The organism is Acetivibrio cellulolyticus CD2, assembly GCF_000179595.2.
Taxonomy (GTDB): Bacteria; Bacillota; Clostridia; order Acetivibrionales; family Acetivibrionaceae; genus Acetivibrio; species Acetivibrio cellulolyticus.
The window spans coordinates 885,912-909,098 of record NZ_JH556659.1 but is presented as its reverse complement, the minus strand read 5'-3'; the positions used below and the strand labels follow the sequence as shown (position 1 = coordinate 909,098).

Annotated in this window: 21 protein-coding genes and 1 other annotated feature; of the genes, 4 read left to right on the top strand and 17 right to left on the bottom strand. The window is 36.2% G+C overall.

What is annotated here, in order from left to right; genetic code table 11:
* Positions 1–23 precede the first annotated feature (23 nt).
* Positions 24–779: a metallophosphoesterase gene (locus ACECE_RS0223925; protein WP_456049046.1), complete on the top strand. Its 756-nt coding sequence runs from the start codon at positions 24–26 to the stop codon at positions 777–779.
* A 68-nt stretch (positions 780–847) separates the two neighbouring features.
* Here ACECE_RS0223925 and ACECE_RS0223920 read toward each other — a convergent pair whose 3' ends face one another.
* Complete coding sequence (locus ACECE_RS0223920) at positions 848–2,200, bottom strand: glucose-6-phosphate isomerase (RefSeq protein WP_010251971.1); 1,353 nt, start codon at positions 2,198–2,200, stop codon at positions 848–850.
* Between the two features lie 111 nt (positions 2,201–2,311).
* A complete protein-coding gene (locus ACECE_RS0223915; RefSeq protein WP_010251970.1) occupies positions 2,312–2,902 on the bottom strand; it encodes a protein-L-isoaspartate(D-aspartate) O-methyltransferase in 591 nt (196 codons plus the stop codon).
* Positions 2,903–3,152: 250 nt separating this feature from the next.
* On the opposite strand from ACECE_RS0223915, the gene ACECE_RS0223910 reads away from it, so the two are divergent.
* Complete coding sequence (locus tag ACECE_RS0223910; RefSeq protein ID WP_010251967.1) at positions 3,153–3,374, top strand: alpha/beta-type small acid-soluble spore protein; 222 nt, start codon at positions 3,153–3,155, stop codon at positions 3,372–3,374.
* A gap of 169 nt (positions 3,375–3,543) precedes the next feature.
* Here ACECE_RS0223910 and pheT read toward each other — a convergent pair whose 3' ends face one another.
* The 6 genes from pheT to ACECE_RS0223875 all read right to left on the bottom strand — a co-directional run bounded on the left by pheT (position 3,544) and on the right by ACECE_RS0223875 (position 12,132).
* Positions 3,544–5,931 carry a phenylalanine--tRNA ligase subunit beta gene (gene pheT, locus ACECE_RS0223905; RefSeq protein WP_010251965.1) on the bottom strand — a complete coding sequence of 796 codons (2,388 nt, stop codon included), beginning with the start codon at positions 5,929–5,931 and terminating at the stop codon, positions 3,544–3,546.
* Positions 5,932–5,968: 37 nt separating this feature from the next.
* Positions 5,969–6,988 (bottom strand): phenylalanine--tRNA ligase subunit alpha, encoded by a 1,020-nt coding sequence (pheS, locus tag ACECE_RS0223900; protein ID WP_010251962.1) that lies wholly within the window; start codon positions 6,986–6,988, stop codon positions 5,969–5,971.
* A 125-nt stretch (positions 6,989–7,113) separates the two neighbouring features.
* Positions 7,114–7,365, bottom strand: a binding site (T-box leader).
* Between the two features lie 82 nt (positions 7,366–7,447).
* Positions 7,448–8,482, bottom strand: coding sequence for a metallophosphoesterase family protein (locus ACECE_RS0223890; RefSeq protein WP_010251959.1), 1,035 nt, complete (start codon positions 8,480–8,482; stop codon positions 7,448–7,450).
* 17 nt (positions 8,483–8,499) lie between these two features.
* Positions 8,500–9,006, bottom strand: coding sequence for a hypothetical protein (locus tag ACECE_RS0223885; protein ID WP_010251958.1), 507 nt, complete (start codon positions 9,004–9,006; stop codon positions 8,500–8,502).
* 95 nt (positions 9,007–9,101) lie between these two features.
* Positions 9,102–11,057 (bottom strand): hypothetical protein, encoded by a 1,956-nt coding sequence (locus tag ACECE_RS0223880; protein ID WP_010251957.1) that lies wholly within the window; start codon positions 11,055–11,057, stop codon positions 9,102–9,104.
* Between the two features lie 334 nt (positions 11,058–11,391).
* Positions 11,392–12,132, bottom strand: a complete 741-nt coding sequence (locus tag ACECE_RS0223875; protein WP_010251956.1) for a DUF975 family protein — start codon at positions 12,130–12,132, stop codon at positions 11,392–11,394.
* Between the two features lie 129 nt (positions 12,133–12,261).
* On the opposite strand from ACECE_RS0223875, the gene ACECE_RS28745 reads away from it, so the two are divergent.
* A complete protein-coding gene (locus ACECE_RS28745) occupies positions 12,262–12,771 on the top strand; it encodes a hypothetical protein (protein ID WP_010251955.1) in 510 nt (169 codons plus the stop codon).
* 133 nt (positions 12,772–12,904) lie between these two features.
* Here ACECE_RS28745 and ACECE_RS0223865 read toward each other — a convergent pair whose 3' ends face one another.
* Both ACECE_RS0223865 and ACECE_RS0223860 read right to left on the bottom strand, forming a co-directional pair.
* Positions 12,905–14,065 carry an LL-diaminopimelate aminotransferase gene (locus tag ACECE_RS0223865; RefSeq protein ID WP_010251954.1) on the bottom strand — a complete coding sequence of 387 codons (1,161 nt, stop codon included), beginning with the start codon at positions 14,063–14,065 and terminating at the stop codon, positions 12,905–12,907.
* A 94-nt stretch (positions 14,066–14,159) separates the two neighbouring features.
* On the bottom strand, positions 14,160–14,930 hold the full coding sequence (locus tag ACECE_RS0223860) for an AraC family transcriptional regulator (protein WP_235716000.1): 771 nt from the start codon (positions 14,928–14,930) through the stop codon (positions 14,160–14,162).
* A gap of 369 nt (positions 14,931–15,299) precedes the next feature.
* On the opposite strand from ACECE_RS0223860, the gene ACECE_RS0223855 reads away from it, so the two are divergent.
* Positions 15,300–16,640, top strand: coding sequence for a GH1 family beta-glucosidase (locus ACECE_RS0223855; RefSeq protein WP_010251951.1), 1,341 nt, complete (start codon positions 15,300–15,302; stop codon positions 16,638–16,640).
* Positions 16,641–16,781: 141 nt separating this feature from the next.
* On the opposite strand, the gene ACECE_RS0223850 is transcribed toward ACECE_RS0223855, so the two are convergent.
* The 7 genes from ACECE_RS0223850 to nuoE all read right to left on the bottom strand — a co-directional run bounded on the left by ACECE_RS0223850 (position 16,782) and on the right by nuoE (position 23,026).
* Positions 16,782–17,387 (bottom strand): flavin reductase family protein, encoded by a 606-nt coding sequence (locus ACECE_RS0223850; protein WP_010251949.1) that lies wholly within the window; start codon positions 17,385–17,387, stop codon positions 16,782–16,784.
* A gap of 120 nt (positions 17,388–17,507) precedes the next feature.
* Complete coding sequence (locus tag ACECE_RS0223845) at positions 17,508–17,903, bottom strand: (deoxy)nucleoside triphosphate pyrophosphohydrolase (protein ID WP_010251946.1); 396 nt, start codon at positions 17,901–17,903, stop codon at positions 17,508–17,510.
* Between the two features lie 98 nt (positions 17,904–18,001).
* Complete coding sequence (locus ACECE_RS0223840) at positions 18,002–19,750, bottom strand: NADH-dependent [FeFe] hydrogenase, group A6 (protein WP_010251944.1); 1,749 nt, start codon at positions 19,748–19,750, stop codon at positions 18,002–18,004.
* Positions 19,751–19,770: 20 nt separating this feature from the next.
* Positions 19,771–21,567 carry an NADH-ubiquinone oxidoreductase-F iron-sulfur binding region domain-containing protein gene (locus ACECE_RS0223835; protein WP_010251942.1) on the bottom strand — a complete coding sequence of 599 codons (1,797 nt, stop codon included), beginning with the start codon at positions 21,565–21,567 and terminating at the stop codon, positions 19,771–19,773.
* A gap of 46 nt (positions 21,568–21,613) precedes the next feature.
* Positions 21,614–21,982 carry a (2Fe-2S) ferredoxin domain-containing protein gene (locus ACECE_RS0223830; RefSeq protein WP_010251940.1) on the bottom strand — a complete coding sequence of 123 codons (369 nt, stop codon included), beginning with the start codon at positions 21,980–21,982 and terminating at the stop codon, positions 21,614–21,616.
* Entirely contained in the window at positions 21,966–22,532 is a 567-nt protein-coding gene (locus ACECE_RS0223825) for an ATP-binding protein (RefSeq protein ID WP_010251937.1), read from the bottom strand. The genes ACECE_RS0223830 and ACECE_RS0223825 overlap by 17 nt, the downstream gene beginning before the upstream one ends.
* A complete protein-coding gene (gene nuoE / locus ACECE_RS0223820; protein ID WP_010251933.1) occupies positions 22,532–23,026 on the bottom strand; it encodes an NADH-quinone oxidoreductase subunit NuoE in 495 nt (164 codons plus the stop codon). Before nuoE ends, ACECE_RS0223825 begins: the two co-directional genes overlap by 1 nt.
* Between the last annotated feature and the right edge of the window lie 161 nt (positions 23,027–23,187).

Below are 23,187 nucleotides of genomic sequence, written 5' to 3'. Positions count from 1 at the left end.
TTATTTTTATTGTTCTTATATATATGCGTATTGAAACAACCATGTTAAAAGTTAAAAAAGTATATTTAACCAAAAGTGCCAAACATCTTAAGGTCATTCAGCTTTCCGATATTCATATAAAATTTCTGAAAGTTAGCATAGAAAAAATCCTTAATGCCGTAGATGAAGAAAAGCCTGATTTTATTATTTTAACAGGAGATTATATCGACAACGTCAAACAAATACCTACTTTTCTTAGTTTTCTCGAAAAGATAAAAGGTAATCATAAAGTGTTTCTATGCTTTGGAAATCATGATTATAAAGCTTTCTATAAAAATGAAGCCGGGCTTTTGATGTTTATATCTGAAATAGAGAAAAGAGGTATTAATGTACTTCTTAATGATTCTTTGTATTTCGAGAAAGGATCAAGCGCTTATAATATAATTGGTATAGAAGACTTACGATCTAAACGCCATGACATAAAAAGAGCCCTTGAGCATTGTAAGAGCAATGTAACAGCAAATATAGCCTTTTCTCATAATCCTGACATAGCTCTACAACTTCCTGTTGGTAGAGTTGACTTTCTATTATGCGGCCATTTTCATGGCGGGCAGATCTGGATGCCATTTGACCTTGAGTTCAAGTTGTTAAGGGGCGAGAAAATATGCAAAATGGGTATAAAAAAGGGCCTTAACAAGCTAAACAATATGATCATATATATAAACAGCGGTCTTGGAAATGTTTTATTTCCTCTACGATTTTTATCACGGCCCGAAATTACAGTCTTGTACTTTCCATAAGGCAACAAAAACGGGGCAAACCTCAAAAGTATGCCCCATTTTATTAAGGAATAGCCTAAGTTCTATTTTTACTTCGAAAGACGTTCTTCGAGTTTCTTCTTAGCATCTTCAAATCCAGGCTTACCTAACAGTGCAAACATATTTTTCTTATATGCCTCAACTCCAGGTTGATCAAATGGATTTACGCCTAGCAAGTATCCGCTTATTCCACATGCCTTCTCGAAGAAATATACCATGTTTCCAAAGTAATATTCATTGAGCTCTGGTATAGTAATCATAAGGTTTGGAACTCCTCCATCATTGTGAGCAAGTAAAGTTCCTTCCATAGCCTTCTTATTAACAAAATCAATATCCTTTCCTGCAATGAAGTTCAAACCATCGAGATTATCCTTATCCTGTTTGATTGTAATATTCTTTCTTGGTTTCTCAACCTTAACTACAGTCTCGAAAAGGTTTCTGAGTCCGTCCTGAATATATTGGCCCATGGAATGTAAATCAGTTGTGAAATCTACACCTGCAGGGAATATACCTTTTTGGTCTTTTCCTTCACTTTCACCATACAGCTGCTTCCACCATTCTGTAAAGAAATGAAGTGATGGTTCGTAGTTTACCATAATTTCAATTGACTTACCTTTTCTATATAAAGCATTTCTTACTGCTGCATATTTGTAGCAATCATTTTCAGCAAGGTTTGTGTTGTTATAAAGCTGATAAGCATCATATGCACCTTTCATCATGCTGTCAATATCTGCACCTGATACTGCTATTGGAAGTAATCCAACAGCTGTCAATACTGAGAATCTTCCTCCGATATCATCCGGTACAACAAAAGTCTCATAGCCTTCTTCTGTTGCGAGCTTTTTCAATGCTCCCTTAGCTTTATCCGTTGTTGCATAAATTCTCTTTGTTGCTCCTTCTTTTCCGTACTTGTTCTCCATGTACTCCTTAAAAATCCTGAATCCAATGGCTGGCTCTGTAGTAGTACCGGATTTTGAAATAATATTTACTGATATCTCTTTGCCTTCTATTACTTCCAATAGATCAGCAATATATGTAGAGCTAATATTATTTCCTACAAAATAGATTTCTGGAGTTTTTCTTTTTGATTTTGGCATTACGTTGTGGAATGAATGTGAAAGCATATCGATTGCAGCTTTAGCTCCAAGATATGATCCGCCAATACCTATTACGATCAAAGCGTCAGAGTCTGATTTTATTTTTTCTGCAGCTTTTTTTATTCTAGCAAACTCTTCCTTGTCATAATTTAGTGGATGGTCAACCCAACCTACAAAATCATTACCTGCTCCAGTCTTATTGTGGAGCATATCGTGAGCTGATTTTATAAAGCTGTCAAGACAGCATACTTCACTTTCCTGTACAAACTCACTGGCTTTTGAATAGTCAAACTTAATTCTTTCCATTTATAAAACCTCCAATATATAATTGATTTTGAGACATTTCTATGTCCATGAATACTTGTCACACATTGACTATATATTAACAAATGATTTGTTTCAAAGCAATAGAGTATTCTAATTTTTCCATCCATAATCCCCTTTAAGTTCTACAAAGGTCACTTTTCCAAGAGAAGTCTCCTTAATGTTTCCGTGCATGTCTTTTTCAACAAGCATTAACTTTTGCGACCCTCTTTTCCCCACAGGCACCAACAGTCTTCCATTTGAGTCAAGCTGCATGATCAACTCCTGTGGCATTGCTCCGGCACCTGCAGTAACAATTATCCGATCAAATGGCGCATATTCATTCCAGCCTTTACTTCCATCACCTATATTGAATTTGACGTTATTGTAGCCTAAATTCTTAAGCCTTTTTTGGGCTTTTTCAGATAACTCCCCAATTTTTTCTACTGTATATACTTCCTTTGCAAAATTGGCTAAAAAAGCTGTTTGATATCCCGAACCGGTACCTATTTCTAAAACTTTTTTATTATTATCAATTCCTAATATTAAAGTCATTTCACAAACAAGACTCGGCTGAGAAATCGTCTGCTCATAGCCAATTGGAAGTGGACTGTCATAATCGGCATATTCTTTATATTCATTGTCTAAAAATATTGAACGATCTAAATTTTCATAAAATTTATATACTTCATTTTCTTTTTGCATTTTCCGCCTCCATATCTTGAAATCCTTTCAACTATCCTTATTATGTGTAAATATATCTGTGTTATGTAGTACCTTCTCAGGAGTACTAATTGTAAATTTGTTTCATAACATAACACCTCTTACAATTATTCGAATTTCAGAGAAAAACATAAAGATTTAATAACAAATCCTAAAATTACTATGCAAGATTTTTAAATATACGTAAAAAATATTATTGTAAACCAAATTAAAATTAAGGTTGGTGAATAATATGTCTAGACCAAAGACTCCTTTAGTTCCTGAAAGCAGGGACGCTTTGACAAAATTTAAGATGGAATGCGCACAGGAAATAGGGCATCTACAGTTTGTAAAGGAAAACAATGATCACTACAAGGGTGATGTTTCCGCAAAAGTCAACGGTTCAGAAGGTGGACCAATAGGTGGACAGATGGTAAAAAAAATGATACAGATGGCAGAAAACCAAATGGTTTAGTAAGAAAAAAGCTAATACACTTCAACACAGAGCCCCTTCTAACAAAATCTCGGGGGCATTTAGCCCCGTCGATTTTGCCTCTTTCACTTCGTTCGAAAGAGGTAGAATAAAAAAATACCGGTATCTGATCATAGATACCGGCATTTTTTATTTCCACTCGCCACCTTAATTACTCTCTAAGCTGTGCCTCAAGGTTAGTTCTTAATCCCTCAAGGATCTTTGTCATAGTCTTACCCACTTCTTCGTCCGTAAGCGTCCTATCTGAGGCTCTGAAGGTTATGGAATAGGCTACACTCTTCATACCTTCCGGCACCTGTTTACCCTTGTATACATCAAATAATTTGATATCTTCAAGTATCTTGCCTGACCTTTGTTTTATAATATCTTCTATCTGTTTTACCATTATCTCGTCTTTAACAAGCATTGCAATATCTCTTGAAACCGCCGGGAATTTTGGGAGCGGCTTATATTGAGATTCCAATGCAGAATTTTTAACAAGGCTCTCCACCTCAATTACTCCTAGATACGTCCTTTCAGGACACTCGAACTTTTCTGATACCTGAGGGTGAACCTCACCAATTATTCCAGCATATTCGCCTTTAATCATTAAACTTGCAGTTCTTCCCGGGTGGAAGGAAGAATTATCCTTAACCGGTGCAAATTCGTATTCCTTTATTCCAAGCCTTGAAAGGAGTTCTTCCACAGTTCCCTTTAAATCATAAAAATCGGTTTCTCCATACATTCCAAGAGTAAGTATAGGTTTCTCCTTTGGAAGTTCTTTTATTGGTAAGCTTTCAGGCAAATAGACGAATGACATTTCAAAGAGTCTTGCTTCTTCTATTCTTCTGTTATAATTTGTACTAATTACTGTCAGCATATCAGGAATAGTTGTTGTCCTCATAATGCTGAAGTCCTCACCTAAAGGATTTGATATTACTACAGCATTTCTAAGAGCACTATCCTCAGGCAGATTTATCATATCGAAGTCCTTAGGGCTGGTGAATGAATAGGTGAAGGCTTCATATAAACCACAAGAAATCATTGTATCCTTAATCAAATCCTCTATACTCTGCTTATATGTCTTTTTACCAAGAGTTGCAGCCTTGCCCGATAGCAATGTTGCCTCTATATTGTTGTATCCATAAAATCTTGCAATCTCTTCAGCTATATCCGCTTCTCTCTCAACATCCGGTCTGAAGCTTGGTACTTTTACTATGCCGCTTCCATCTACTTCAAATTCTAAAGCTTTCAAAATACTTACCATTTCTTCTTTTGAAATGTTTGTACCAAGGAAAGCGTTGATCTTGTCAGGTCTTAATGTTATTGTCACCTGCTCAGTCTTTTTCACATAGCAGTCTACAATACCCTTGCAAACAGTACCTGCTCCTAGCTCTTCAACTAACTGTACTGCTCTGTCAACAGCCGGTATAACATTTTCCACATCGAGACCTTTTTCAAAACGGCCTGAAGCTTCTGTTCTCAGTCCTAGTTTCTTTGCAGCAAGTCTTACAGCGGTTCCTTCGAAGTTTGCAGATTCAAACAGGATAGCCTTTGCATTATCTGAAATTTCGGAATTCGCTCCACCCATAACTCCTGCTACAGCTATAGCTCTGCTTTCATCGGCAATAACAAGCATGGATGAATCTAAATTTCTGTCCTGATCATCAAGAGTCTTAAGAGTTTCTCCATCAAATGCTCTTCTTACAATTATCTTGTTTCCCTGAACATCCTTTAAGTCAAAAGCATGCATTGGCTGTCCATACTCTAACATTACATAGTTGGTTATATCAACAATATTGTTAATAGGTCTTACTCCTGCAGCTCTAAGTCTTTCCTTCATCCACTTAGGTGAAGGTCCTATCTTAACATCCTTAACAACTCTAGCTGCATATCTTGGACACAAATCAGGGTCTTTAATTTCAACGGAAACATAATTTTTCGCTTCGTCGCCCTTTTCCAACACTTTAACCTGAGGCTTTTTAAATTCCTTCTTTAAAGTAACAGCTGCTTCTCTTGCAAGGCCTATTATACTTAGACAATCCGGTCTGTTTGAAGTAATTTCGAAATCTATGGTAGTTTCATTAATTCCCATTACCTCTTTTACATCACTGCCAAGCTCAAGTCCAGGCTCAAGTATATAGATACCATGCTCAGGTGCATCAGGATAGTCTTCTCTCGAGAGGTTCAGTTCTTCAATTGAGCACATCATACCGTTTGACTCAATTCCTCTAAGCTTCCCCTTTGATATTTTCTTGTCACCCGGAAGAGTTGCCCCAACGAGCGCTACCGGAATATAGTCATTGAGCTTTATATTCTGGGCCCCTGTAACAACCTGAATTACTTCACTTCCTATATCAACCTTTGTAACTTGTAGTTTATCTGCATCGGGGTGCTTTTCAATTTCTATAATTTTTCCTACAACTATCTTACTGATTTCTTCTCCCTGTACCTCTATTCCTTCAACCTTTGATCCCGACAGAGTCATTGCATCAGCAAATTCCTTAGGGGTCACATTTATGTCAACGTAGTCTTTTAACCATTTAAGCGGTGCCTTCATAACCTTTTTACTCCTTTCGCAATTTTAATTATCAAGCTTAGAACTGTTTCAAAAACCTTATATCGTTTTCATACAATAATCTCATATCGTCAATATTAAATCTTCCCATTGCAGTTCTCTCAGCTCCAAGTCCAAAAGCAAATCCACTGTATATTTCAGGGTCTATACCACATATTTCAAGTACTTTTGGATGAACCATTCCCGCTCCGAGGATCTCAATCCAACCCTCATTCTTACAAACTCTGCAGCCTTTTCCTCCACAAGTCCAGCAGGAAACATCAACCTCGGCACTTGGTTCGGTAAATGGGAAGTGATGTGGTCTAAGCCTAATATCAGTCTTCTCACCAAACAGACTCTTTGCGAAAATCTTTAAAGTCCCGATAAGGTCTCCCATTGTCACGCCCTTATCAACAACAAGACCTTCTACCTGATGGAATATCGGTGAATGCGTTGCGTCAACAGCATCAGAACGGTAAACACGTCCAGGACAGATAATCTTTATAGGTGGCTTTTTGCTCTCCATAACCCTTATCTGTACAGGTGAAGTCTGCGTCCTTAAAAGTATATTTTCATTAATATAGAATGTGTCCTGCGTATCTCTTGCAGGGTGATTCTTTGGCAAATTTAAAGCCTCAAAGTTGTAGTAATCCTTTTCAACTTCAGGACCCTCCGCTATCTCATAGCCCATACCAATAAAAACATCTTTAATTTCATCCATTACCATTGTAAGCGGATGCTTCTTTCCTAAAACTTTCCTTTTTCCAGGAATAGTTACATCAATAACTTCCTGTGCAAGCTTTGCATTTCTTTCATTTGCTAAAAGCTTCTTCTTAATGTCCTCTATTTTGCTTTCGAGAGCTTCCCTTACTTCGTTGGCAATCTGCCCAATTACAGGTCTTTCTTCTGCTGAAAGTGCTCCCATACCTCTTAACACAGAAGTGAGTTCACCCTTCTTTCCTAAGAACTTTACTCTGATATTCTCCATATCCTGTATTGTTTCGGCAGCAGCCAGTTCATTTTCAGCCTGAACTCTAATATTATTCAACTGCTCTTTCATGCTTTAGACTCCTCCTTTAATCCGTATTTATAATTTTATCAATCCAATCAAGGCTCTTTTGCTTTTTAGTATTTTGCCTATTTAGTCTCGCCCAAAAGAGGCAAAATAAAAAGCCTTCATTCCCAAAAAGGGACGAAAGCATTCTCCGCGGTACCACCCATGTTCTTATACGCCAATAGCATATAAGCTCTCATTGCATATAACGGCTGCAAACCGGCATCTCCTACTTGTTATATAACACCAACAGGTACAATACGTTCAGGATGCTGCTTAAGAGGGAACTTCAACAGTTTGCTTTATAAAGATACTCTCAGCCGATGATATCTTCTCTCTTATATCAGCTTCAACCGTTTACTCATCTCTATCATCGCATTCAATTAATGAATATTACGGAATATTGTAACACAAATTCCCTTCAACTGCAATAAGTGTTTTTTTATATTTTTATAGTGGAAGAATTTAAGACAAATCTTCGGGATTTTCTGCTACCAGTATATCTAGGATTTTAGCCATTTCCAGTGTCTTTTCAGGTGATATACACTTCTTTGATACAACATCAAGATTTAGTCTTCCATGATAACATGTAAAAAGAAATGAGGATAGAATATGCTTTTTGGAAACCTCGCCAAAACCAGTTTCTCCATAATCCATTAATATTTGTTTAGTAATTTGCTCTATAGCTTTAACTATTTTAGGAATAGAATTTTTTAGCTCCTTCACCCACAATTCCAATACATTGGCATATTTTTTTATATCTTCTTCCTCACATTTCTTAAATCGCTCAATCTCATTTTCAATCTGCTCCCATTTCATACTTTTCCAAGGTCGATTAACCACAACCGATTTCTGCCATTTCTTCTTCTCAGCTTCCCAATAATCCTCTTTTGCCTTTACCGAATATACTTTAAAATCAGGTACAGTAATTGCAGTTAAAAATCCTCCATGACATGCGCCAGTATCAATGCCGTAAACAAGATCATTATAAATTAGCGGGTTATCAACACAATGATGCCCAAACACTACAGGTTTATCTCCCTCATATACTTCATACCAGTATTTCCCCTTCAGTATTTGTTCTAAATACCTTTCGCCGGAAGTAGAGCCACATAATACTTCTTGTGGCTGCTTTTCCATCTTTACACCTGGAATTAATGCTGCATGAACTACTATCACGTCATTATTTTCATAGTAGTATGGTAAGTTTTTAATCCAATTAATTGTTCCCTCATAATACTGACCAAGCTTTAGTTTAGTAATTTCCTGAGCGTAATTATAAATTTTGTTTAAATGTTTTCTCTCATGATTTCCTACAATTGAATAAAAATTTGCATTGTTCCTTAAAAATTCTACAACTTCTAGAGATTTAGGCCCTCTGTCCAAGAAATCTCCAACTGTAATTATTTCATCATCCTTATTCAATCCGACTTTATCGAGTAAAGACTGCACTTCATCATAACAGCCATGTATATCTCCAATAATGACCTGTCTTCGCATTGTCTCAAGCCCCCAATTTAAAATTTCTGAGGATTTCCAAAATCCAAGCCCCCAACTGTATTTCCTTGAGGACTTTCTTCTATTACCTCTATAAGTTCACCACTTTCATCATATACATAAGTACTTATCACAATAGGTTTATTATTTTCATCCAGCTCGACTTCTCTTAGCAAATTATCATCCTTATCGAAATAACACTCCTTTACTAACTCAAAATTTTTGTGTAGCAGGTATATATATGAAGTATACTTATATCCTCCATCATCTAAAAATACCTTTGGTGTCTCTATTTCCATTTTCATATTCGGGTAGCATTCTAAATGCTCCCTGATTATTTCTTCAAAAGGAGGTTCTTTGTCCGGATAAACAAGTTGACTAAGCTGTTTATTTTCAAACAATTCTACTTTTACTCTTTTCTCGGCTTCATTATAATATGCTATTTCGTAGTACTCGTTATTATCAGCCTCCTCTTTGCTGATTTTCTCTCCAAAAAGTTCATATTGTATTTTAGAATAATTCCCCATTTTGTATTCTCCTTCCACAAAGGGTTTCTTGAACTAAATTAAAACCCTAGGCGCATTTTCGACCAACCATTTGCATCCTTTATTGAGGTAAGTTTTTAATCGGGACATTTCATAAACGGCCCAACATCAAACCCTTTTCCCTTAACTATTAACGAAATATCAAAGGGTCCTGTACCCTTTTCCCAATTCCGCCCCATATCTGTAAAGTCGACAAGTTCAAATAATTCCTGTCCAAAAGAAGGCCCGTTTTTCCCATTTACCTTATTAAAATAATACGAGTTTATCCTACCATCTGCCTTTCCTTTCTCAAGACTTTTCAAAAGATTAGCTCGAACTTTTGAACCCGGTTTAGTCCTTAATTTTATACCCTCTACCATCTCATCATATAATTGATTAAATTTCTTCTCATCCACAAATATTGCCAAATCAACATCTTTTGAAGCTGCAGTTCTCAAACTTGAACCTTGGATATATATGTCATCTCCAGGTATATTATATTTTTCAAGTAATTTTTTTAAACTTTTACTAAACTCTACAAACTCCTCATGTGATCCAAACTTATAAGGGAAGCCTCTTTTAGAAATAAGAGTAACATAGTTTTCCATCTGTGTCATTAATTCAACTGAATCAATACTTTTTTTCTGTCTTGATCCTGTAAACAAAAAATCTTCTATTGTTTTATCGTCAAGTCCTAAATTCTTACCCTTCCTAACTATATCTTCTAATTCACTATCTGAATATCTTAGCACAAAATCGGCCTCAGCTTCAATTCGTCTTTTCAAGTTTTTTGAAATACTATTTAAAGACTCTAGAATTTCTTTCTCTTTTTTTAATAAAGCCTCTGCACTTTCTCTGCTTATAATGCCTAACTTTTCATAGTCTCCTGGCTTTATACCGATATCATCAAGTTTTTTTATAAGTTCAGGATCAATTCCCTTTTTAATCACTTTCAAAACATCATCACCATATTTACCGATACATTCCATAATCTCGGCAATTTCCTCCGGTGACTTGCCAACTGTAAGCCTTTTCAGTTCTGCCTTAGATAAAAGTCTTTCGATTTTACTACCCACAGTTATTGTATCCTCTGCTTTAGATGCTACTTTTGCTTCTCCTCCACCAATAAATAGTGACGCTATAAAAACAGCAATATGTCCAATTACTTGTCCCCTCTTATAAGGATCATCTCCTAACTCCTTACCATAATTCTCTGCCTCTTCAAGAATCAATTGAACAACTTCACCCCTGTGTTTCACCAAATATTCTATTGTATTTTTTAGTTCCTTAGCCTTATTAATATATTTGTCAGGATTAATAATTATATCTTGAATTCCGTTACTTATTCTTAAGCTTAAAAACTTTGGATCGAATTTCACTGCTAATGCTACTATTCCTACAACCATGTCAACTACCTCGTCAACTCCTCCTTCAAGGATACCTATATTCTCCTTCATCTTGTCCTTTATAAAGTTGTAGACCATATTTTTCTCGCTAATCCCTGTGAAATCTTCAAACTCATTAAAGCATTCATCTGCTTTTTTATTTAAATATTCGAACATATCCTCCATATTCGTGTCTACCAAATTTGTAAGATAGTCGACTGTCTCATCAACTTTATTCAGAATGTCAAAATTTCCTCCCCAGTCAATCACTTTCTGGGCAAACTCTTTTACCCCATCCATTTTAACTGTTTGCTCATCTAATTTAGATTTGCCTGCATCCCAAAAATCTGATATTTCCCTGCGTATAGTTTTAGTCTTATTCTCAATATTATTTAGAAGACCCTTAACGCTTTTTTCTGAATCCTCATAATCTTTTGACGCACCTTTAATAAAAGATGCAAATTTGTTAAGGTTATTGCAGTTGTTTTCCAGTTCTTTTATGAGACTACACATACAATTGTCTATTCTTTGAGTATTTCTTATATCCAAATCTAAAACATTTCTTATATTTTGTAGTTGTGCATGCACGTTATCCAATTTCCTTACAAGGTCTCTAACTCTTTTCTCACTTTCGTTCAACACCCTGATTTCAACTGATGTATTTCCCATTCAATTACCCCACGTTCTTTAATAATAAGTCATCTAAAATGTGTCTCTTAAATTTTTCATATTGTTTTAATTGTTTTAATTATTTTACCTAATACTGGGATAAAACACAACACTTTCTGACGAAATGCTCGTTTGATGGGATGAAATGCAACGCCCAAAAGAGTCAAAATAAAAGCCTTCGTTCCCAAAAAGGAACGAAAGCATTCTCTGCGGTACCACCTATATCCGCATATAACGGCTATAAACCGGCATATCCTACTTGTTATATGACACCAACAGGTGTAATACGTTCAGGATGCTGCTTAAGAGGCAACATCAGTTTGCTTCATAAAAATTAATATTCCCAAGCCTTTAGAGATACAATATCATCTTCTGCTATAATTCCCTTACTTATACTTTCTTTTTTTAAGTTATCATAAACTATGGCATATGAAGTCATAATATAAGGCAATGTAACAAAGCTAGCCAGCCCTAAAGAAACTATTGTAAACAGTATCCATAGTATGAAGCTTAATCCAAATAAAAATAACTCCTTTTTGTGCCCTTGTGTCATTTTTTCACTAAGCACCATGGCTTTTGACAAACTAACTGAAGGATCATCTGCTAAAATAAAGAAGCTCATACTCAAGCTAATTGCCTTGATTACACCAGGTACAACAAGGATAAAAGACCATAGAAAAACTAACAACGTGTTCCATAATAGTAGTCCAAGAGCCTTAAAGAAGTGTTTAAACCCGCAAAATGCCAACGACAAGCTAGCCTGGTACGGATTCCCATTCTCAATAGACTTTAATGCATGAATAAAATCCAAACCGAGTGGTGCGAATACTTTCCCTTTCTTCATCTCCTCAGTTGGAGTTTTATCAACTCTGGAAATACAAAGAAATATTATACAAAAGCCAAGAAATATAGGTCCCATAAGTAAAAATGCAATAGCACAACCAATACCTTTAAAAACAAAAGGAATGAGTACAAATGCAAAGATAAATATCATCGCTAAAAACAAAGCATTAAAGGCATTACCCCCAATTTGTGCTTTGGCTTTTCTTTTTATACCAGTTATCGAAAATTCCATGTTAACCTCCCATATAATAATAAAGTAATAAATCTTATTTTATCATAAAAAAGCACTTTTGGAACAGTACTTTTATACCTTTTAAAAAATTGGCAGCTGTGATATAATTGTAATGTAGAGGTGATAACTATGAACATCTCGCTAAACTATCAAAATAACGGTTATTACAATAATGCACCAAATAACATCTCGGCTTATGGTTCCATGAATCGTGCAAACAGTTCAATAAATGCTCCTCAATGTGAAAATTCAAAAGTTGATGCAAAATCAACTACAGGAAAAGTTGAATGCCAGACATGCAAAAGTCGCAAGTATGTTGATGGTTCTAATGACCCTGGTGTATCTTTCAAGACTCCGGGCCACATAGCCCCTCAAAACTCTGCTGCAAAAGTTAAGTCACACGAAATGGAGCATGTCAGTAATGCGATTGCAGACGCCACCGGTAAAAACCGTGAGATAATATCTCAATCAGTTAAACTTGATACCAGCATCTGTCCTGAATGCGGAAGATCATATGTATCAGGCGGTACTACCACCACAGTCTCAAAATCATCCTCCGATAAAAGTGATTACTTTAAAAACAACTATGAAAAGAAAATGTCTGGTTTCTTTGGAAAAGAAATTGACTTAAAAGTTTGATATAGAAATAAAGAAGTTATATTCTCAGCATTCCTAAGCAAAATTTATCAAAATTATCTAAAATCTCCGAGGCAAAATGTCCCGGAGATTTTGTTTGCAATTATTGTAAACAGCTTCAAAAATATGTTATATGTTATAATCCAAGTTTTTCAATTCTTTCAAAGGCTTCCTTTAGCCTGATATCACTAATTGTTAGCGATATTCTTATATAACCCTCACCATATTGACCATACCCGTTTCCAGGTGCAACTGCCACTCCAGTCTTATCCAATAGCATAGCTGTAAAGCTCTTTGAAGTAAACCCATCAGGAACTTTAACCCAAAAATAGAATGCTCCTTTCGGAACAACAAATTCAAAACCAAGCTTTTTAAGCTCTGTAATAGCAATATTTCTTCTCCTTGCATAAATTTTTTGCATATTCTCAACAGATTTATCACCGCTTTCCAGCGCCTCTACACCAGCAATCTGTATAGCTGTAAAAACTCCCGAGTCTATATTGTTCTTCATTTTTTTCAATTTGCATATAGCATCCCTATTTCCAACAGCAAATCCCAGTCGCCAGCCTGTCATATTATATGACTTTGAAAAGGAATGAAATTCTACAGCTATATTCTTTGCATTCTTAGCCATTAGAATGCTTGGAGCTTTTATTCCATCATATGTAAATTCAGAATATGCATTGTCGTTGCAGACTACAATATCATGTTTAAGAGCAAAATCAACTATACTTTGAAATTGTTCCATATCTGCAACTGCACCTGTCGGATTATTAGGATAATTAACAAATAATATCTTGGTCCTTTTTATAACTTCTTTAGGGATTATTGAAAGATCAGGAAAGAATCCATTCTCTTTTAGAAGCGGCATAGGGTAGGCCACTCCACCGGTAAGTGCTGTAGCGAGCTCATAAACAGGATATTGCGGATCTGGAACAAGGGTAAAATCTCCTTCATTAACCAGGGCAAAGAAAATATGTGCTATTCCTTCCTTTGATCCTAATAGAGCAACCACCTCAGTTTCAGAATCCAAATCTACCCCAAATCTTTTTTTGTAGAATCGAGCCACTGCGCATCTAAACTCCAATGCTCCGTCATATTCCGGATACGAATGATAGGCTGGATTCTTTAAGGCTTCTGTCATTTTCTGTACAACAAAATCAGGGGTTGGCATATCCGGATCCCCGATACCTAAGTTTATTACATCTACTCCATTTGCCAAAGCCTTTTTTATATTCTCTTCAATTTCAACAAACAGGTATGGTGGTGCATTATCAAGTCGCCTAGCTTGTTTCATATAGCCTCCATAATAAAAAACTTCCTGTTATTTAGCATATGAAACTATCTTGTACTTTTTGCCAACCTTTTTTGTTTTATAGCAATACTTCATTCTACATAAAATAACTGTAGCGCTTTCTAAATTCACTAGGTGCCAAATTAATCCTGTTCTTAAATGTATAGCTAAAGTATGGAATATTTTCATATCCGCATTCAAATGCAATTTCATATACCGGAAGGTTTGTCTTGACCAGTAGCTCCTTTGCCTTGTCAATCCTTACCTTTGTTACATATTCTGTTGGGGTTATACCCAAGGTATCAGTAAAAACTTTATGGAAATATGTCGGACTGAGATTTGCAATTAAAGCCAACTTTTCAAGGGTAATCTTTTGCTTAAAATTAACTTCTATATACTCCGTAGCTCTTTTAACAGCCATGTAGTGTGCCGAATTAATGTTTTCGGTATTTACAAACGGATTTTTTATATCAGAACATATCTCATATATAATCCTTAGCACACTAGACTTTAGAAGTATTCCTGAGTAATCTCCCGGATTAATAAATTCTTTTAAAACCCCATCAAACAGTTCTTGGTACTTAAGAAAATTTGAAGGTTTAAATACAGGAGGAATTCCATCAAGAACGGGATTACAATAATTGTTTTGAAATTCCTGTTCTTTAGTAAAGTCATATGTTTCCGGCTCTTTCTTTGTATTGTCCAGAAGATCGAAACATATGAGATAACATGAATAAGGCATAATCCCCTGTGTAAATTGACCTGGTTTCCTAAAAACAACATCACCTTTACTGATGTTATACTCTTTATCTTCGATAATCATACTGCCTTTACTATAGACAAAAAACTCAAGCTCATAATCGTACACATATCGCTCCTTCAGCCTGAATCCTTCTTGAAAATTTAATCCTTGCGTAAAAAGAAAACTCTTTAGGACTTTGGGGGAAAATTGGTCAATGGATATATCTATTTTAGTTTGATTAAATTTCAACAAATCTCACCTCACTATTATGCTTTTCTGACATAACCAAATTCTTACTTGTTGCTTTCCAAAAATACAGTCAAAAGTACTGTTTTATCCGTTCTGCTACTACGTCACCTAGTCAAAAATTACACAATAATATTATCATAAGATTTTGAAATAATAAATAATATTCTGAATGGAATTAGTTACGTTTTTTAGCTATAATAAAATAAAATAATGATAAAAAATAACTTTACTAAGGGTGGGAAAATTATGAAGAAAATAGAATTTCCAAAAGATTTCATATGGGGATCTGCAACAGCATCTTATCAAGTTGAAGGCGCATATGACAAAGATGGTAAAGGAGAATCAATTTGGGATCGTTTCAGCCACACCCCTGGCAAAATCGAAAACAATGATACTGGAGACGTTGCCTGCGACCACTATCATCGGTATGAAGACGATATAAAGTTAATAAAGGAACTGGGACTAAAGTCATATAGATACTCTATTGCTTGGCCAAGAATATTTCCTGACGGAAATGGAAAACCAAACCCTAAAGGAATGGATTTTTACAAAAGACTCACCAATCTACTTCTCGAAAACGGAATAACACCTGCAGCAACTCTTTATCATTGGGATCTGCCTCAAAAGCTTCAAGATAAAGGCGGATGGACAAACCGGGATACTATAGAATATTTTCAGGAGTATTCATCCTTTGTTTTTAAAAATTTAGGAGATGTTGTTCCTATGTGGTTTACTCATAATGAACCATTTGTTGTGGCATTCCTTGGGCATGCGCTTGGCTCTCATGCACCTGGCGAAACCGACACCGCAATGTCACTTGATGTTGCGCACAATATATTGGTATCACATGGTAAGGTTATATCACTTTACAGAGACATGAATTATAATGGCAAAATCGGCATTGCTCTTAACTTATCTCATAAATACCCAGCGTCCCAAAAGGAAGAAGACGTAAAAGCTGCATGGTTATCAGACGGCATTCTGAATAGATGGTACCTTGATCCATTATTCAAGGGCAGTTACCCTAAGGATGTCATAGAACATTATTCCAGAAGAAATATCAATTTCACATGTTCAGAGGAAGATTTAAAAATAATTAAACAGCCGATAGATTTCCTGGCTTTTAACACCTATGAGCCAGAATTTGTTAAATACAATGAAGAAACTGAGTTTGTTGGAATAAATAGTGAGCTTGATAATTTGGAAAAAACGGAAATGGGTTGGATAGTTTATCCTCAAGGTTTATATGATTTACTCAAACGTCTTGACAAAGACTATGGAAAACCAAATCTTATTATAAGCGAAAACGGTGCTGCTTTCAAAGATGTGATCGATGGTGATGGAAACATCAGGGATGACCGAAGAATCAATTACATTTATGAGCATTTAGCATCATCCCATAGAGCAATTGAGGAAGGCGTAAATTTAAAAGGCTATTATGTATGGTCATTGATGGACAACTTTGAATGGGGCTTTGGTTACTCAAAAAGATTCGGATTAATCCACGTGGATTTTGACACTTTGAAAAGGACTATTAAACAAAGCGGTTACTGGTATAAAAATGTCATAGAAAACAACGGAATATAATAATATTCTTTAAGTTAATTTTTGTTACTTTTTGTATTTATATGGGTATACATTGATTACGATAGACTTTGCAGAAAACCCACACAAAGGCTAGTATGTATTAAAAACAATACATTCTTAGCCTTTGTGTCCTGTTTTATTTTATCTTTTAAAAGCCTTATCTTTTATATTTCTTTTTAAGTTGCTTTTTTTTGTAACCGAATAGCCAAAATAGCCTAATGACTTATCTAAAGTCCAGTATTCTCCATGTGAATAGCATATTAGCTCTGCTCTCTCCATACAAAGTTTACCATCCTTATCCAAAAGCTTTTCATCAATATCTACTGCAACTATCTCAGCAATGAACATATCATGGGATCCAAGCTCAATAATATCCTTCACAACACATTCAATATTTACAGGGCTCTCCTTAATTAAGGGAATTTCTATCTTTGATGCCTTTTCCGGTGTAAGCTTTAAGGCATCAAACTTGTCTACATCCTTTCCTGACTTAACTCCGCAAAAATCAGCTGCAAAAGCAAGTCTTCTTGTTGTAAGATTTATCGCAAACTGTCCTCTTTCTTTTATCAAGTTATATGAATAACGTTCTTTTCTTACTGAAATTGAAACCATCGGTGGTTTTGAGTTTATTGTCCCCGCCCACGCCACAGTAATTATATTGGGCTTATCCTCCCTGTCTGAACAGGTTACCATAACCGCTGGAACAGGATTCAATATAGTTGTAGGCTTCCACTGTTGTTTTGCCATTTTCATACCTCTTTTATTCATTTTTATTGTCCACTAATTTATAATACCTAAAAATTAGAACCGATACCATATTTGAAACTAACGAAAAACATGCATTATATTCATATAAAATAAAGAGCACTAGTTCCCAAGCTGTCTTAACAGCTGTTCACATGCAGGTATATCCGCCTCGGCCCAATCCAGATCCATTATTCTTTCTATATCAACCCATATAATTTGGGCGTGCTCTCTTTTCTGGGGTAATCCTTCAAGTATTTGTGCATCATAAACATATAGGTTTATTTTCTTATCTTCTACAATTGATGAGCCCTTTGCAATAAAATCCCCTACACTTATATCTATGCCCAGTTCCTCCCTTAATTCCCTTTTTAGAGCTGCTTGGTGAGTTTCATCTTTTTCTACTTTTCCACCTACAAACTCCCATTTTAATGGCGACTTCATTATTTCCGACCGCTGAGCAGCAAGCACTTTGCTGCCATTTTTAATTGCAGCCCCTACCACATCTATTTCCTTCATAGTCAAGCCTCCTCTAACTACATTATGCATCAAATAAGGTCAGGTTATTTATAAACCTGACCTCATTTTTATATATTTATTAATGCTAAAAATATGACCTATTCAACAGGATAATTATCTCTCTTCGCATAGTGAGTATGCAGGAGTTCATGTGACTTATGTCCACCTGGTTCTCCAAGATACTCCTCGTAAAGAGCCTTAACCTTTGGATTTTCATGGGACTTTCTAATCGGAAGTTCCCTATCTTCTTCATAAATTGCTTTTGCTCTTTCAGTTCTTAAATCAGTCCAGCTTCTAACATTTGAAGGCTGTATAGGCTGACCTCCGCCGTTAACACATCCGCCTGGACAAGCCATTATTTCAACAAAGTGATAATCTGCTTCTCCAGCTTTTATTTTATCAAGAAGCTTCCTTGCATTACCAAGCCCATGAGCAACAGCAGCCTTAAGTGTCAAATCTCCAACCTTTACAGAAGCTTCCTTAATACCCTCTACGCCTCTAACTTGTTCGTATTCAACATTCTCAATAGACTGTCCGCTTAATACCTCAGCAACAGTTCTGAGCGCTGCTTCCATAACACCACCGGTTGCACCGAAAATAACACCTGCACCGGAAGCATCTCCCATAGGATCATCAAAATGTTCTTCAGAAACGTTTGTAAAGTCAATACCTGCTTCTTTGATCATTCTAGCAAGTTCTCTTGTTGTAAGAACTACATCAACATCGGCATAACCTGTTGCAGCAAGCTCTGGTCTAGCAGCCTCAAATTTCTTAGCTGTACATGGCATGATGGATACAACAAAAACCTTTGCAGGATCTATACCTTCTTTTTGTGCATAATAAGATTTCAGAACTGCACCAAACATTTCATGCGGTGACTTACAGGTTGACAAGTTTTCCAAAAACTCAGGATAATTGTGTTCGCAGAATTTAATCCAACCCGGACTGCATGAAGTTATAACAGGGAGCTTTCCACCGTTCTTTATCCTGTTAATTACTTCTGTTCCCTCTTCCATAATTGTAAGGTCTGCAGCTGTATCAGTGTCAAATACCTTACTAAAACCTAAACGTCTCAATGCAGCAACCATATTGCTTGTTACCCTTGAGCCTATAGGCATACCGAATTCTTCACCCAAAGCTACCCTTACAGCTGGTGCAGTCTGAACTACAACATGCAAGTCAGGATTAGCCAATGCGCTCCAAACTTTATCAGTATCATCCTTTTCCTTTAAAGCGCCAACAGGGCAAACATTTATACACTGTCCGCATATTGTACAAGGCACTTCATTCAATGACTTGTTAAATGCTGATGACACTATAGACTTAAATCCTCTTTCATTTGTATCAATTACGGATACCTGCTGTACATTTTTACACATGCTTACGCATCTTCTACACAGTACGCATTTATTAGGATCTCTTACTATTGAAGGAGAAAAATCGTCCAGTGGCAAATTACATGACTCACCTTCGAACCTGATGTCCTTTATGTTAAGTTCTTCAGCCAATGTTTGAAGTTCGCAGTTTTTGCTTCTTACACAAGTTAGACACTTCTTGTCATGATTTGACAATATAAGTTCAAGTGTAACTTTTCTTGCCTCCCTAACTGCAGGAGATTGAGTATATATTTCAAGTCCTTCTGAAACAGGATAAACACAAGCAGCCTGAAGACTTCTTGCACCCTTGATTTCAACAACACACATACGACAAGCACCAATCTCATTTATATCCTTCAAGAAGCAAAGAGTTGGTATTTCAATGTTGGCAGATCTAGCAGCTTCCAACACGGTATAGTTTTTAGGAACTTGAAGCTTACGGGAATCTATAGTAATATTAACCATTTCCATTATCTTATGCACTCCTTTCTTTAAACGTTTTTAGATATGGCTTTGAATGGACATTTTTCCATACAAACTCCACATTTAACACATTTGTTTTGATCAATAACATAAGGTACTTTCTTTTCTCCACTGATAGCGCCAACAGGACACTGTTTTGCACAGATACCGCAGCTCTTACAGGTTTCAGCATTTATAACATACTTCATCATTGACTTACATACTCCTGCAGGACATTTCTTGTCTATAACATGAGCCATATATTCATCCTTGAAGTATTTCAATGTGCTAAGAACAGGGTTTGGAGCAGTCTGCCCAAGTCCGCAGAGAGCTGAAGCCTTGATATTCTTTGCAAGAATTTCAAGCTTTTCAATATCTCCAATTTCTCCCTTTCCTTCAGTTATTCTTTCAAGGATTTCCAACATCCTCTTAGTTCCGATACGGCATGGAGGACATTTACCACAGGATTCATCAACAGTAAACTCAAGGAAGAACTTAGCGATATCAACCATACAGTTGTCTTCATCCATAACTATAAGTCCACCGGAACCCATCATAGATCCCAACTGAATTAATGAATCGTAATCAATAGGTGTATCTATATGGCTTGCAGGGATACATCCGCCTGAAGGTCCACCTGTCTGAGCAGCTTTAAACTTCTTACCATTAGGTATTCCCCCGCCGATATCATATAATACTTCCCTTAAGGTAGTACCCATAGGAATTTCAACAAGTCCTGTATTATTTATCTTTCCACCTACTGCAAAAACTTTTGTTCCCTTACTCTTTTCAGTTCCTATGCTAGAGAACCATTCAGCACCCTTTAATATAATCATTGGTATATTTGCATAGGTTTCAACATTATTGAGTATAGTAGGCTTTTCCCACAAACCCTTAACAGCAGGGAATGGAGGCCTTGGTCTTGGCTCACCTCTATGACCTTCAATAGAAGTCATAAGAGCTGTTTCCTCACCACAAACGAAAGCTCCTGCACCAAGTCTGATTTCAAGATCAAAGCTAAAATCTGTTCCAAATATATTTTTTCCTAAAAGGCCATATTCTTTAGCTTGCTCTATAGCTATTTGAAGTCTTTTTACTGCTATAGGGTACTCAGCTCTTACATATATATAACCTTGGTTTGATCCAATTGCATATCCTGCTATAGCCATTGCTTCAATAACGGAGTGTGGGTCCCCTTCAAGAACACTTCTGTCCATGAACGCACCTGGATCTCCTTCGTCAGCATTACAGCATACATATTTCTGTCCTTCAGGCTGTTTTGCAGCAAATTCCCATTTAAGTCCGGTTGGGAATCCTCCGCCCCCTCTTCCACGAAGTCCTGATTTTTTAAGTGTATCAACAACATCTGTAGGTTTTAACTCTGTCAACACTTTAGCAAGAGCCTTATATCCGTCATATGCTATATACTCGTCAATATTTTCAGGGTTTATAATACCACAGTTTCTTAATGCAATTCTCATCTGCCTTTTGAAAAACTCAACGCCATCTAAGGATTTTGCTTCACCCTCATCATGTGTTTCATTATGAAGCAATCTCTTAACTATTCTACCTTTTAAGAGGTGCTCTTCGGTAATTTCCTTAATATCTTCAACCTTCACCATTGTATACATAGCACCTTCAGGGTATACAACAACAATTGGTCCCTGAGCACAAAGACCGAAACATCCTGTCTTTACTATCTTTACTTCATTTTGAAGATTGTTATTTGCAAGCTGTACATTGAACTCACTTATTATCTTCTCTGAATTTGAAGAGGTACAACCCGTACCACCGCAAACCAGAACATGCGATCTATATAATTGCATTTATAACCCTCCTTATACATAATAAACCATAAACATCTCTTTTGATCTATTTGTCAACCTCTCCAATTGTATAATCCATACAAACTCTTCCGTTAACTATGTGTTCTGCAACAATACGTGCTGCCTTTTCTGGTGTCATCTTCACATAGGTAACTTTATTTCCATCTTTATCGATAATTTCGACAACAGGCTCAAGTCTGCATACACCTATACAACCTGTCATTGTAACAGTTACATCGGTAATATTTCTTTTATTTAGTTCTTCAACGAATGCGCTCATTACAGGTCTGGCACCAGCAGCTATACCGCAAGTTGCCATACCAACGATTACCCTCATACCATCATTGCTTTTTCTAAGACTCATTTGATCAAGGGTTTTCTTTCTGATTTCTTCCAATTCAGCTAAGGATTTCATTTAACACCCCTCCAAAAATAATCTTTATTCCACCATTTATATATTCACGTATCCAAGTTAATACTTCAAACTGCGTAATCGGGACTTCTTTAAGCTGCTCCTTTACCTGGGCTGTATCAAACTCGAAACAATCTGCTTTATTGCTAATATCCAGCCCAAATTCAATATGAGGGCTTGCAATTATTAAAGTAACTATTGTCTCAGCTATATCGCCAAGTGGCAGCCTATCAATGTGAGATATCTTAAAAGTTGCTTCCAATGTAGTACCCTCGAATCTTTTTGAATAGATTGCAAGGTCACCGCCTGACATATTGGAAGAAGCCTTCAGTAGAGATATTCCCATGCCGACTTTCCTTGTCTTTCTTGTAGTAGTAAACGGACTGGTTATATCTTTTAACAAACTCTCTTCAATACCTTCACCATTGTCGACTATTTTCATAACCAAGAGATCCTTTTCACTGTCTGCAGTTATTGAAATGCAAACCCTACTTGCTTTCGCAGAAATAGAATTCTGCACAATATCCATAAGATGTAATGATAGATCTCTCATTATTCTTTATACTTTTTAATAATACCTTCTATATCATCAGGTACAAGTCTGCCATATACATCGTCATTAATCATAACTACAGGTGCCAAACCACATGCACCAATACATCTGCATGCGTCCAGCGAAAACATTCCATCTTCTGAACACTGTCCAACCTCGAGACCAAGTTTTTCTTTAAATTTGTCCAATATTTGGCCTGATCCCTTAACATAGCATGCAGTACCCATACATACTGAGATTTTGTACTTTCCCTTTGGATTTAACGAAAATTGTGTGTAAAAAGTAACAACTCCATAAACTTCAGCTAATGGAACATTTAATCCTTCGGATATTTTCTTTTGAACTTCAATAGGCAAATACCCATATACTTCCTGTGCCTCATGCAATACAGGAATTAATGCTCCACGTGTATCCTTGTACTTCGAAATGATTTCCTGCAGTTTCTGATCTCTTGAATCAACTCCACCGCAGCAGCAACAATTGTTTGCGCTCATTTGTTTAAAAACCCCCTAACACTATACATTTTTGTATTACGTTTTAAACTAGCGTATGTTAACAAATTAACAATATCCTCAATAATTATAGCAAATTTCACTATAAGATTCAATAAAATTTACAAATAATTATTTCCCAAGCTGAAAGTTCAATAGTTTGA

Coding starts and splice junctions, on each gene's coding strand:
- ACECE_RS0223925 (WP_456049046.1), top strand. CDS start 24: ATGCGTATTGAAACAACCATGTTAAAAGTTAAAAAAGTATATTTAACC.
- ACECE_RS0223920 (WP_010251971.1), bottom strand. CDS start 2,200: ATGGAAAGAATTAAGTTTGACTATTCAAAAGCCAGTGAGTTTGTACAG.
- ACECE_RS0223915 (WP_010251970.1), bottom strand. CDS start 2,902: ATGCAAAAAGAAAATGAAGTATATAAATTTTATGAAAATTTAGATCGT.
- ACECE_RS0223910 (WP_010251967.1), top strand. CDS start 3,153: ATGTCTAGACCAAAGACTCCTTTAGTTCCTGAAAGCAGGGACGCTTTG.
- pheT (WP_010251965.1), bottom strand. CDS start 5,931: ATGAAGGCACCGCTTAAATGGTTAAAAGACTACGTTGACATAAATGTG.
- pheS (WP_010251962.1), bottom strand. CDS start 6,988: ATGAAAGAGCAGTTGAATAATATTAGAGTTCAGGCTGAAAATGAACTG.
- ACECE_RS0223890 (WP_010251959.1), bottom strand. CDS start 8,482: ATGCGAAGACAGGTCATTATTGGAGATATACATGGCTGTTATGATGAA.
- ACECE_RS0223885 (WP_010251958.1), bottom strand. CDS start 9,006: ATGGGGAATTATTCTAAAATACAATATGAACTTTTTGGAGAGAAAATC.
- ACECE_RS0223880 (WP_010251957.1), bottom strand. CDS start 11,057: ATGGGAAATACATCAGTTGAAATCAGGGTGTTGAACGAAAGTGAGAAA.
- ACECE_RS0223875 (WP_010251956.1), bottom strand. CDS start 12,132: ATGGAATTTTCGATAACTGGTATAAAAAGAAAAGCCAAAGCACAAATT.
- ACECE_RS28745 (WP_010251955.1), top strand. CDS start 12,262: ATGAACATCTCGCTAAACTATCAAAATAACGGTTATTACAATAATGCA.
- ACECE_RS0223865 (WP_010251954.1), bottom strand. CDS start 14,065: ATGAAACAAGCTAGGCGACTTGATAATGCACCACCATACCTGTTTGTT.
- ACECE_RS0223855 (WP_010251951.1), top strand. CDS start 15,300: ATGAAGAAAATAGAATTTCCAAAAGATTTCATATGGGGATCTGCAACA.
- ACECE_RS0223850 (WP_010251949.1), bottom strand. CDS start 17,387: ATGGCAAAACAACAGTGGAAGCCTACAACTATATTGAATCCTGTTCCA.
- ACECE_RS0223845 (WP_010251946.1), bottom strand. CDS start 17,903: ATGAAGGAAATAGATGTGGTAGGGGCTGCAATTAAAAATGGCAGCAAA.
- ACECE_RS0223840 (WP_010251944.1), bottom strand. CDS start 19,750: ATGGAAATGGTTAATATTACTATAGATTCCCGTAAGCTTCAAGTTCCT.
- ACECE_RS0223835 (WP_010251942.1), bottom strand. CDS start 21,567: ATGCAATTATATAGATCGCATGTTCTGGTTTGCGGTGGTACGGGTTGT.
- ACECE_RS0223830 (WP_010251940.1), bottom strand. CDS start 21,982: ATGAAATCCTTAGCTGAATTGGAAGAAATCAGAAAGAAAACCCTTGAT.
- ACECE_RS0223825 (WP_010251937.1), bottom strand. CDS start 22,532: ATGAGAGATCTATCATTACATCTTATGGATATTGTGCAGAATTCTATT.
- nuoE (WP_010251933.1), bottom strand. CDS start 23,026: ATGAGCGCAAACAATTGTTGCTGCTGCGGTGGAGTTGATTCAAGAGAT.